Annotated in this window: 12 protein-coding genes; 1 reads left to right on the top strand and 11 read right to left on the bottom strand. The window is 70.5% G+C overall.

The features are described from left to right. The coding region (locus HG543_RS46905) for an MXAN_5187 family protein (RefSeq protein WP_281404541.1) at positions 1 to 317 on the top strand (317 nt) is incomplete at its 5' end. A 75-nt stretch (positions 318 to 392) separates the two neighbouring features. On the opposite strand, the gene HG543_RS46900 is transcribed toward HG543_RS46905, so the two are convergent. The 11 genes from HG543_RS46900 to HG543_RS46850 form a co-directional block, all read right to left on the bottom strand. Beyond that, positions 393 to 1,334, bottom strand: coding sequence for an SDR family oxidoreductase (locus tag HG543_RS46900; protein WP_169351482.1), 942 nt, complete (start codon positions 1,332 to 1,334; stop codon positions 393 to 395). 650 nt (positions 1,335 to 1,984) lie between these two features. Then, on the bottom strand, positions 1,985 to 2,806 hold the full coding sequence (locus tag HG543_RS46895; RefSeq protein WP_169351481.1) for a GNAT family N-acetyltransferase: 822 nt from the start codon (positions 2,804 to 2,806) through the stop codon (positions 1,985 to 1,987). 1 nt (position 2,807) lies between these two features. Further along, positions 2,808 to 3,686 carry a bestrophin family protein gene (locus tag HG543_RS46890; RefSeq protein WP_169351480.1) on the bottom strand — a complete coding sequence of 293 codons (879 nt, stop codon included), beginning with the start codon at positions 3,684 to 3,686 and terminating at the stop codon, positions 2,808 to 2,810. After that, positions 3,683 to 4,513 carry an aldo/keto reductase gene (locus HG543_RS46885; protein WP_169351479.1) on the bottom strand — a complete coding sequence of 277 codons (831 nt, stop codon included), beginning with the start codon at positions 4,511 to 4,513 and terminating at the stop codon, positions 3,683 to 3,685. Before HG543_RS46885 ends, HG543_RS46890 begins: the two co-directional genes overlap by 4 nt. A gap of 64 nt (positions 4,514 to 4,577) precedes the next feature. Then, entirely contained in the window at positions 4,578 to 5,168 is a 591-nt protein-coding gene (locus HG543_RS46880) for a GNAT family N-acetyltransferase (protein WP_169351478.1), read from the bottom strand. A gap of 69 nt (positions 5,169 to 5,237) precedes the next feature. Beyond that, positions 5,238 to 6,545, bottom strand: a complete 1,308-nt coding sequence (locus HG543_RS46875; protein WP_169351477.1) for a hypothetical protein — start codon at positions 6,543 to 6,545, stop codon at positions 5,238 to 5,240. Between the two features lie 75 nt (positions 6,546 to 6,620). Beyond that, entirely contained in the window at positions 6,621 to 7,034 is a 414-nt protein-coding gene (locus HG543_RS46870; RefSeq protein WP_169351476.1) for a response regulator, read from the bottom strand. 86 nt (positions 7,035 to 7,120) lie between these two features. Beyond that, positions 7,121 to 8,320, bottom strand: coding sequence for a heparan-alpha-glucosaminide N-acetyltransferase domain-containing protein (locus tag HG543_RS46865; protein WP_169351475.1), 1,200 nt, complete (start codon positions 8,318 to 8,320; stop codon positions 7,121 to 7,123). A gap of 178 nt (positions 8,321 to 8,498) precedes the next feature. Continuing rightward, positions 8,499 to 8,909, bottom strand: coding sequence for a hypothetical protein (locus HG543_RS46860; protein WP_169351474.1), 411 nt, complete (start codon positions 8,907 to 8,909; stop codon positions 8,499 to 8,501). After that, positions 8,909 to 9,697: a right-handed parallel beta-helix repeat-containing protein gene (locus HG543_RS46855; protein ID WP_169351473.1), complete on the bottom strand. Its 789-nt coding sequence runs from the start codon at positions 9,695 to 9,697 to the stop codon at positions 8,909 to 8,911. Before HG543_RS46855 ends, HG543_RS46860 begins: the two co-directional genes overlap by 1 nt. Before the next feature lie 152 nt (positions 9,698 to 9,849). Then, positions 9,850 to 10,367: hypothetical protein (locus HG543_RS46850; protein ID WP_211194644.1), on the bottom strand; the 518-nt coding region annotated here is incomplete at its 5' end.

Below are 10,367 nucleotides of genomic sequence, written 5' to 3'. Positions count from 1 at the left end.
CGTCGGAGGCCATCCCCATGCCGCCTCCGCGCTCCGCCGCGCCGCCCCCGCCCGCCGCCATTCCGCTGCCGGGCCTGGGCAACTCCGCGGTGGCGCTCTCCGAGGAGCAGCACTTCCAGGAGGTCTTCCGCGAGTTCGTCACCACCCGTGAGCGGTGCGGCGAGCCGGCCGACGGCCTGACGTACGACAAGTTCGTGCAGAAGCTGCGCAAGAACAAGGAGCAGCTCGTCCAGAAGTACGCGTGCAAGACGGTGCGCTTCCAGGTCTATGTGAAGGAGGGCAAGGCCGCCCTCAAGGCCACGCCCGTCAAGGACTGACGCCTCCCACGCCCCGCGCGTGACACCGAGGGCCCGTGACCTCCCATCGAGGTCGCGGGCCTTCGTGCATGCGGGCTACCGGTAGCCGGTGGCGTCGGCGGGCTTGCCCGCGTCCTGGACCTCGGGAACGTAGCGCCAGGCGTCGGGCTGGGAGCCGTCCACGTCCGTGAAGCCGTACACCTTCGCGAGCTGCCCGCTGGACAGCGACTGCCCGCTCCAGCGCGCGACCAGCGGGTCCGCGGCGAGCGCGGCCACCGCGCGCCCCACGTAGGCCGGCGTCTCCGAGATGATGAAGTGCGGCTCCTTTGCCGTCGCGTCGCGCCAGTTCGCCTCGGTGACGCCGAAGAGCTCCAGCATCATCTCGGAGCGCATCCAGCCCGGCGTCAGCGCCACGGCGGTGGCCCCGTGGGCCTTCAGCTCGTGGGCCTGGCTCCACGCCATCCGGAGCACGGCCGCCTTCGCCAGGTCGTAGAAGAGCGACACGCGGTAGTGCGTGGCGTTGTACTCGGCCGTGCCGTCCGTGAGCTCGACGACGAGCCCTCCGGGCTTGCGGATGAGCAGCGGCAGCGCGCAGTGGCTGGTGATGAGGTGCGTGTCCACGGCCAGCCGCAGCATCCGCAGCCCCGCGTCCAGGGACTGCTCCCACAGGGGCTTGTTCCACGCGAAGAGCAGCTCGCCGCCCCAGATGTCGTTGACGAGGATGTCCAGCCGGCCCTGCTCGCGGTCGATGCGCTCCACCAGCGCGCGGACCTGTGCCGGCTCCAGGTGGTCCACCTGCACGGCGATGCCCTGTCCGCCGGCCTGGGTGACGCGCTCCGCGGTCTCCTCGATGGTCTCCGGCCGGTCGTACTCGGAGCGCTTCTCTCGCGTGGTGCGGCCGGTGCAGTAGACGGTGGCGCCCGCCGCGCCCAGCTCGACGGCGATGCCTCGGCCCGCGCCGCGCGTGGCTCCGGCGACCAGGGCCACCTTGCCGAGCAGGGGGCGGCGTGTGTCGGGTGTCTCGTGGGGTTTGGTCATGCGCGGCAGCCTACGAGGCTTTGTTGCCACCTCCTGTCATGAATGACGCGCGCCCCCGCCGCCAGGCGCTGCTGCCTCACGCGCGGCCCGAGCCATGCCAGCGGGCCCCAGCTCCAAGGTCCTGGGGCGCGGCGCAAGGACCGCCGTGAGACAGCAGCGCCCGCGTGTCCATCTCCCGAGTCCCCCTCTCGGCCCGGAAGGTGAGCGCGCGCTTCCAGGGACATCTGTGCCACGCGTCGCCCCTCCCGTTGCTCATGGTTCCATCATGCTCTCATCAGCAGGGGGGCATATCCCCTCCACGGCGCAACGACTCCGTGCCGGGCCCCATTGCTTGCCTCACGCAACGATTCCCGGAGGGCCCGATTGCTTGCCTCACGCAACGATTTCTGGCGCGAAGGACTCGCGGTGACACCTTCGCCAGCGAGCGGGTTTCCAGCCGCGAAACCCGATTGCTGGAGCATCCCGCATTGAGGCGGAGCCCGCGCTCGTCCTGGAACTGGAGGCCTACGGTGACAACGACTTCGTCACCCGGGACGACCTGGGCCTCCTGGAGGGGCTGTCCCTCTGCTTCCAGCGCACCGCGCAGGGCGGGACGCTGCTGCTGATGGACGGCCAGCCCGTGGGACAGAAGCAGTAGGCCGCCTCGCGGCTCAGGTCGCCTTCGCGGGCGACCCGGGCCGCAGGGTGAGCATGCACTGCCGCTCCGTCTTCTGGAATCCGACGGAGCGGTAGATGCGCTCGGCTGGGCCGTCCTCCACGGCGACGATGACGAGCACCCTCGCTCCCATCCGCGTGAAGGCATGCCGCGAGGCCGCGTGCACCAGCGTCCCGCAGACGCCCCGGTTGCGGAACTCCGGATGGGTGCCCACGTCCTGGAAGCGTCCCAGGCCGTCCTCGACGAAGATGCCCAGGTCTCCCACCATCCGGCCCTCCAGGAACGCGCCGAACCAGGCGCCCCGCCCGGCGTCCACCACCTCCCGGTGCCGCGCCATCTGGCGGTGGATGAAGGCGTCGTAGAGGGCGGTGGGCACCCCCGGTGGGTGCTCGTCCGCGAGGTGGAGCTGCGTCGCGGCGGCCCAGTCGGCGTCGCTCGTGAGCGGCCGGACGTCGAGCTCCGCGAGGGGACGCGGCGGCGGCTGGACATCGCGCGCGGTGAGGACGGTGTGCTCGTCGAGCGTGTAGCCCTTCGCGAGGAAGGGCTCCACCACGCCCCTCTCTCCCCGTGGGTCGTCCCAGCCGAGCATCACGTGCTGGAGGCGGGGCTCGTGCGCGAACGCCTCGCGGAACCGGCGGACCCAGCGCTCGTCGTCACCCGGGCCCGGAGCCGCGGGGAACAGCAGCAGGTTGCCGCTGTAGAAGTCCGGGTCCGAGGGCGTCTCCAGGCGGACGCAGTCGCCGAGCTCCGTCACCGTGCTGCGGACGGAGCGGAGCATGAGGTCGGTGCGCCAGGCCAGGGAGCGCGCTTCGTACATGTCAGAGAATCTCCTCGACGTGGCGGCGGATGTTGCCGCTGATGCGTTCGGTGGGCAGGTCGTTGGCGTCGATGCCGAAGGGGTTCTCGATTTCCTCCGCGATGAGCTCCATCGACGCCAGCACGTAGAAGATGAACGCCATCGCCGGGATGACGAACCAGCCCAGGCTGAAGGCCAGGCCGAAGGGCAGCGTCATCACGTAGAAGAAGATGAACTTCTTCAGGAACACCGAGTACGAGAAGGGGATGGGCGTGTTGCGGATGCGCTCGCAGGCCCCGCAGATGTCGGTGAAGGACTGGAGCTCCGGGTTGATGGAGAGCAGCTGCTCCCCCGTGAGGACCCCCTGCTTCTGCAGCGAGTAGGCCCTGCGCATCAGGTGCGCGGCAATCTGGTTGGGCACGTGCCGGGCCGTGTCCAGGTGGTTGAACTCCACGCCCCCGCCCGCGACGAACTCCTCCGCCTTGGCCTGGTCCCTCAGGTGGTTCTTCAGCGCGAAGGCGTAGTTGGGAATCATCGTCCGGAAGAACTCGCGGCTGTCCCGGTCCCCCTCGGGGAGGAGGGCGTTCATCCGCAGCGCCAGGTTCCGGCTGTTGTTGACGAGGGCGCCCCACAGCTTCCGGCCCTCCCACCAGCGGTCGTACGCGCTGTTGGAGCGGAAGGCGAGGAGCAGGGAGATGACGAAGCCCAGCAGGCTGTGCAGCAGCGAGATGTTCTTGACGCGGCTGTCGTCCGACAGCTTCCAGACAGCCGTCTCCAGCCACGCCACCAGCGCCGAGTACAGGCAGATGGCGACAATCATCGGCATCAGCTTCCGGACCGTGTCCGCCTTGTGGATCCGGAAGATGAAGGTGAACCAGTCCTTGGGGTTGTAATCAATCATGGTACGTCCGAGGGGTCCCAGGAGGTGTGCAGCTCCTCGTCGAGTCCATCGAGGATGTTCAGGTCTTCTGGGGAGAGGTCGAAGTCGAAGACGGCCGCGTTCTCGCGGATGCGGGTGGGGTGCACGGACTTGGGCAGTACCACCAGGTCGCGCTGGAGGCACCAGCGGATGAGCACCTGCGCCGCCGTCTTCCCGTGGCGCTTCGCCACCGCCCCGAGGCGCGGGTCGTCCAGCCGCTGGCCCCGGGTGAGCGGGCTGTAGGCCTCCACCACGATGCCGTGCCGCTGGCAGTACGCGCGCAGCGTCTCCTGGGCGAGGAAGGGGCTGAGCTCCACCTGGTTGATGGCGGGCACCACCTTCGAGTGGGCCATCAGCTCGTCGAGGTGGCGCTCCAGGAAGTTACTCACGCCGATGGCGCGGCACTTCCCATCCGCGAGCAGCTTCTCCATGGCCCGCCACGAGTCGAGCCGCAGCGACGGCACCGGCCAGTGGATGAGGTAGAGGTCCACGTACTCCAGGCCCAGCTCGCGCAGGCTGCGCTCACAGGCGCGCAGGGTGGAGTCATGGCCCTGGTCCTGGTTCCACAGCTTGGTGGTGATGAAGACCTCGTCGCGAGGCAGGCCACTCTCGCGCAGGGCCTCGCCCACGTCGCGCTCGTTGCCATAGATGCGGGCGGTGTCCACGTGGCGGTAGCCCGCCTGGAGCGCGTGGAGCACGGCCTGCCGCGTCTCGTCGCCACGCCGGGCCTGGTAGACGCCCAGGCCCACGCGGGGAATCTCCACGCCGTTGTTCAGCCGGACGGTCGATTTCAGGTGCAGCGCGCTCATGGTTGGCTCCCCTCGTCCCGAGGCGGGCGCGAGGGTAGCGCACGCGTGGCGGACGGGCGCGGACTCAGTAACGCGGGCCGGGCCGGGACGCAGCCGCCAGGGGCCTTCCGTTGAGGGCTGCCCACTCGGGGGCGAGGACGGACATGACGACGGAGTCGTACCAGGTGCCCTCCCAGAGGAGCACCTGCCGCCGGACGCCCTCGGTGACGAAGCCCGCCTTCTCGTAGGCGCGCCGGGCGCGGGGGTTGAAGTCGTAGACCTCCAACCCCACGCGGTGCAGGCCCACCGTCTCGAAGGCGTGCCCGAGCATCAGCCGTGTCGCCTCGGTGCCCAGCCCGCGTCCGAAGAGCTCGGGGCCGGCGAGCGAGATGCGGAAGTTGCAGGCGCGGTCGTGCGGCGCGTACTCGTTGAGCACCACCTCACCCAGGCACGCATCGGTGGCGGCGTCCGCGATGGCCAGGTCGAGCCGGTCCGGCGCCTCGTTCCGGCCCGCGTACCACGCCTCCACGGCTTCACGGGGGAAGGTGGTTCGCGAGCCGGTGAGGCGCATGCACTCGGGCTCGTGGAGCATCCGCCAGAGCGCGGGGACATCTTCCGGGCGGAAGGGGCGGAGGACGACGCGCTCTCCGCGGAGCACGGGCTTGTGGGCGAGCATGGCGGCGGCAGTCTGGCACGCACCGGCCGTGCCCGCGCGGTGTTCAGGGCCACGCCCCCGTGGCGCGGACTACGGTGCCGGGAGCGCCGCCGTGCCCTCGACCGAGGGTGAGTGCGAGATGCGCAGGGCGGGAATGTCCACTCGCGTGCCGTCCGTCCTCACGCGGGTACCGAGGATGACCTGGAAGGGCGGCTCGTCGATGGTGGGCGCACCGCCGAAGGCCATGAAGTACTGCTCCCCCTGGAAGACCACGTCCTGTTCGACCTCGCGGACGAACTCGTTGGCCGAGAGCCGGAAGCCGTCCGGTGTGGCCACGGTGCCATCGGACCTCACGAAGTTGCCGCGAATGGAGAAGCGGTCCGGATTCAGCCGGCTCCACGTGGCGAACACCTGCTGTCCGTCGTAGGCGAGGGAGGGCAGGGTGTCGTTCGGGCCCCGCGAGAGGGGCGCGCCGTCCGGGTCGGGGATGGAGCCGTCGAGCCTCACGCTCGTCCCGAAGATGCGGGCCGTGCCGCCGCGCGTGTCGCTCCACGCGACGAAGAAGCCCTGCCTCGTGCCGACGAGGTCCACCCAGGTCTGGCTCCCCGGCGTGTCCGAGAGGACGATGCCGCCCGGGTCGAGCACGTCTCCCTCACCCGTCACGCGCGCGGCGACGATCTTCGGCGTGAAGTCTCCGAAGCGGGTATCGCTCCAGGCGACGAGGAAGCGCTGGCCGGACCAGGCCACCGGGACGCCGTACGAGGAGATGGCGAGGGTGTGCGCGAGGGTGACCTCCCGCGTGGAGACGCCCGAGTCCTGGGTCTTCAGGAGGACGCCGCGAATCCTCCGGGGGTCTCCGAAGTCGACCCAGGTCGCCAGGCACTTGCGCCACGTACAGGCGATGCCGGGCGTGGAGGAAGGGTCCCCGCTGATGGCCGCGATGGGCCGGGGCCCGTCGAGCACCCTGCCATCCGGTTGCACCCGTACCAGGAGCAGCGAGTGCTCCCCCGGCCAGATGACGAGGAAGTGCCGTCCATCGAAGGCGACGGCGGGCGCTCCCGCCTGGAACGCGGGCGCGGGGTTGAGCTGGAGGGCGTTGGGGTCGAGCAGCCGGCCTCGCCTCGAGACGCGCGCGGCGTGGATTTCGCCCGGCCGGCTCCCATCCCGCCAGACCACGAGTGTCTGACTCCCGTCCGTGGCCACCTCGGCCCCGGACGCGAAGGACGGCGTGTTCCACGTGGGCGCGGGGAACTGGGAGACGTCGGCGGCTTCCGCCTGGGACGCCGGCGGCTCGGGGGACTCCGGCTCGATACCGTACGCGGTGAGCGTGAGCGTCACCGCCAACAACCACAGCCAGCCCCATCCCGGGGCATGACGACTGGAACCGTTCGCGCGCATGAGAGGAGCCTCCTCGTGGGTGGGTGGCTCTTCCTCAGGACGCCTGGGGCGCGTTTGTGAGACGGGGGACGGCGGTCAGGGAGTCTCGGACCGCAGCTGCTCCTCGCGGTTGCGGAGAATCGGCCGCACCATGCCGCGGAAGTGCTCCCAGGCGCTCGGGCTGGTGGGCGTCTCGAGCATCCCGACGATGCCCGTCAGGGGCACGTCCTGAGGGAGCCACGTCGCGCGCGACACGATGAGGACGGGCACCTTGGGGAAGGAGGGATTGAGCAGCAGCTCGCCGTAGATTCCCCAGCCGCTGATGTCTGGCAGGTCCAGGTCCAGCAGGACGAGTTGCGGCGCCGGCCCCTTCTTGAGGACGCCCAGCGCGTGCAGGGCGTGGTTGGCGACCTCCGCCTCCCAGCCCTCGGAGGACAGGAACGCGCGCAGCTCGCGCGCGAAGAACACGTTGTCGTCGACGATGAGGGCGCGCGGGCGCTGGGACTGCATCTGGCGAGTCTAGCCGCGAGACTCGGACGGAGGTGAACTCGCATTCAGGACCGTCTCGGGTGTGTTCACGTCCGGTGTTCCGGTTCTCACGCTTCGGAGCTGGCGGGCCGGGCTGGGGTCGCATCTACCCGGGCCGGCGCCCCGGGCCGGCGCTCGTACACGTCCCAGGCCCATACCAGCCCTCCCAGCAACACCACGGTGGCGACGAACAGCAGCGGCCACAGCGGCGAGTACGGGAGGTGCGCGTAGTACACGCCCAGGTAATAGACGTAGAACTGGAGGAGGAAGGCACTGAAGGAGTGGCGCCCCAGCAGGCTGGCGGGTCGCAGCAGGCGCCCGAGGCGGCCGGCGTGCTCGGCGCCGATGAGCAGGCCCAGACCGGCCAGCGCCAGGCCGCCGTAGAACAGGAGGTAGGCCGGCCCCGGCGGGAACTTCTGACGGGGCGAGGTGAGGGCCACCAGGGTGGAGGCCAGCTCCTCCGGCAGGTGCGCGCCGCCCGAGCGCCGCAGCCACACGTGGATTCCCACCAGCACCACGCCCAGGGTGACGAGCGTGCCCCCCGTCGTGACGAGGCGCCGCGCCGCCTGCCGCGCCTCGCCGGCCCGGAGCTTGTCGCAGAGCCACTCGCCCACCGCGCTGCCCGCCAGGTACACGCCGAACCAGGGCACCAGCGGGAAGTTGGAGAAGAGGACCGACTGCACCAGGTGGCCGAAGAGCACCTCCTCGACCAGGTTCGCCGCGAGCCCCGTCGAGTGCACGCCGAGGCTCAGCGCCCAGCTTGCCGTGAACAGCCCCAGTCCCAGCGCCAGGCGAGCCCGGGCTCCCAGGTAGGGCACCAGCAGGGGACCCATCAGCAGCGCCGCGCCGATGGTGTCGGTGACGAAGAGGATGCGGACCAGGTGCGAGGTCTCGTCCACCCAGGACAGGTAGGTGGGGACGATGAGCAGGTGACCCACGGTGAGCAGCAGCAGCCCCCGGCGCAAAAGCTTCGGACGGAGCCGCCCGAAGTCCTCTCGCCGCCGCGCGTACAGCAGCCCCAGGATGAGCCCGCTGATGAGCATGAAGCTGGGAGACGCCAGCCGTGTCACCATCTGAAGCTTCTGGCGCAGGGCCTCCGCCGCTCCGCCGAGCGGGCGCAGGTAGGCGTCCAGGAAGTGCGCCAGGAAGACCAGCAGCATGGCCAGTCCCCGCGCCGCATCCACCGCGACGAGCCGCCCGTCACCGCCTCGCGCGGAGTGGGGGGCTGCCGTCTCGGGATGCGGTCCTGCCGCGAGCGCGGAGGTCATGTCGGGATGCCCTTCGTTCCGGCGGCACAGCGCAAGGTCGCCGCGGGGTTGTCACCGGGCCCTGACGCCCGGATGGATTGGAGGGCGGCACGCTACCCGAGGAGGGTGACTCTCGCGCCTGCCTCAGAGGATGAAATCATCCGTTTTCTGGGTGGAATGGGGCGGGACGGTTGGAGGACTACCGGCCGAACTTCACTTCCTTCGCGTGAATCTCCTCGGCCTCCACCCAGTCCGCGTGGATTTCCTTGGCGTAGATGACGTCGGCGGAGACCTTGCGGACCTTCAGCTCGGAGCCACCCCAGTTCTCGCGGCGGGGCTCGCCCCGGATGATGCGGCCCACCCGTCCGTCCCGGGCCTTCACCTCCTTGGCGTAGATGACGCGGGCGGATACCCGGCTCGCGTGGATTTCCTTCACCTCGATGACCTCCTGCCGCGAGGGAGGCGGCGGCGGGGGCCGTGGCTGCGGCATCGGCCGTCCGGGCGGCGGCGGGCGCGGAGCCTGTCTCGGATAGGTGGGAACGTCGTGCACGGCCAGGTGGCAGCCCGGGGCCACCAGCATCAGTCCCAGGAGGAGCGTGAGCCGTCGCATCAGGGAATCCCCGTGTTGTCCACCAGCACCGCGTTGGAGCTGGGCACCGTGGCCTGACCGGCCGTGAAGCGGTTGCGCAGCAGCGTCACGCCGTTGCCGGTGATGGTGGCGCTGGCGATGTCCGAGAAGGCCGCGGAGAAGTTGTTGGCGTTGCTGGTCAGCCGGCCGGTGACCGTCACGCCCCGCAGGCGGTTGCCGCCGCCCAGCACCGTCACGTTGCCCTCGATGACGGACAGCGGCCCCCGCGTCGGAGACCAGGCGCCGATGATGAGCACGTCGTCCGAGCGCAGCTCCAGGTTGCCCGGGTACGTGCCCTCCTCGAGCAGGATGATGGTGTCGTCGGAGGCGGCCGCCTCGGCGATGCTCTCACCGGGCTCCACCACGACGACCTCGCCGCCCAGGGGGTAGCGCACGGGAGGGAACAGCGGCTGCACCGTGCCGTCGCGGTAGGACAGCACCACGTCGTACAGCTCCCGCTCCTGGACCACCTGGAACGAATACGTGCCCGGGTCGAAGTCCAGCGTCACCGTGCCCGTGGGCAGCCCCTCCACCAGGGCAAGCCCCGTGGAGTCCGTCTCCGCGACGGGCAGGTCCTCGACCTGGAACTCCACGCCCGCGCGCTCGGTGCCCGGCACCACCGACGTGGTGGAGCCCTGGTTGATGACCGGGTTGACCAGCACCACCGCGCTCGTCACCTCGCCGAAGCGTCCCGGCGACCGGGGCGGATCATCGTCTCCGCACCCCGCCAGCAGCAGGCCCGCCAGTACCGCCACATAACCTCGAAGCATCGTGACTCCTCCGGGGGGAGGGACCACCCGCGCGGGCTGGTGGCCACGGCCCGGAGGGGACTTTCACGCCCTGAATCCGAACCCTTACAGCTCGGCTCGACAATTGCGGCGGGGGGGATGCGGACGTGGGTGGGAACCTGTGCGCCGCGGGCTCAGCGTGAGCGGCCCTGCTGGCGGAGCAGCGCCGCGGCACGGGTGCGCACGTTGGCCATGGGGTCCTCGCGGGCGGCCTCTTCGAGGTAGGGCACGGCGGCGTCGCCCAGGTCCTTCAGGATGAAGTCCTGGCAGGTGCCGTGGAAGCGGTCGCTGACGAGGCAGCGGATGGCGTTCTGGATGACGGTGGGGTCCTCGCGGTACGAGGCGTCGTTGCGCAGCGCCGCGCGGTACGCCGCCACGCCGTCCACCCAGCGGAGGTTGTCGAAGTCGACGTTGCCCTCCAGGTAGCGCACGTAGGCGCTCCTCGGGTGCTTCGCCGCGAGCTTCTTCAGGGCCGCCAGCGCTCCGTCCCGGTTCCTGGCGTCGATGAGCCGGTGGGCCTCGTCCAGGCCCGGCAGGTCTTCCGGAGGCGGGCGCCACGAATCGCGGGGCGAGCCCGTGCGCGTCGGCTCCCGGGTGGACGTGTCACGCGCGGCCCTGTCCCTTATACACATCTCCGGGCCCACGAGACGTT

The organism is Pyxidicoccus fallax (assembly GCF_012933655.1).
Lineage (GTDB): Bacteria > Myxococcota > Myxococcia > Myxococcales > Myxococcaceae > Myxococcus > Myxococcus fallax.
This window is presented reverse-complemented; position numbering and strand designations above follow the sequence as displayed.

Excerpts from the sequence above, each read along its gene's own strand:
- HG543_RS46885 (WP_169351479.1), bottom strand. The coding sequence starts at position 4,513 with ATGAGCGCGCTGCACCTGAAATCGACCGTCCGGCTGAACAACGGCGTG.
- HG543_RS46880 (WP_169351478.1), bottom strand. The coding sequence starts at position 5,168 with ATGCTCGCCCACAAGCCCGTGCTCCGCGGAGAGCGCGTCGTCCTCCGC.
- HG543_RS46860 (WP_169351474.1), bottom strand. The coding sequence starts at position 8,909 with ATGCGACGGCTCACGCTCCTCCTGGGACTGATGCTGGTGGCCCCGGGC.
- HG543_RS46855 (WP_169351473.1), bottom strand. The coding sequence starts at position 9,697 with ATGCTTCGAGGTTATGTGGCGGTACTGGCGGGCCTGCTGCTGGCGGGG.
- HG543_RS46895 (WP_169351481.1), bottom strand. The coding sequence starts at position 2,806 with ATGTACGAAGCGCGCTCCCTGGCCTGGCGCACCGACCTCATGCTCCGC.
- HG543_RS46870 (WP_169351476.1), bottom strand. The coding sequence starts at position 7,034 with ATGCAGTCCCAGCGCCCGCGCGCCCTCATCGTCGACGACAACGTGTTC.
- HG543_RS46865 (WP_169351475.1), bottom strand. The coding sequence starts at position 8,320 with ATGACCTCCGCGCTCGCGGCAGGACCGCATCCCGAGACGGCAGCCCCC.
- HG543_RS46900 (WP_169351482.1), bottom strand. The coding sequence starts at position 1,334 with ATGACCAAACCCCACGAGACACCCGACACACGCCGCCCCCTGCTCGGC.
- HG543_RS46890 (WP_169351480.1), bottom strand. The coding sequence starts at position 3,686 with ATGATTGATTACAACCCCAAGGACTGGTTCACCTTCATCTTCCGGATC.
- HG543_RS46875 (WP_169351477.1), bottom strand. The coding sequence starts at position 6,545 with ATGCGCGCGAACGGTTCCAGTCGTCATGCCCCGGGATGGGGCTGGCTG.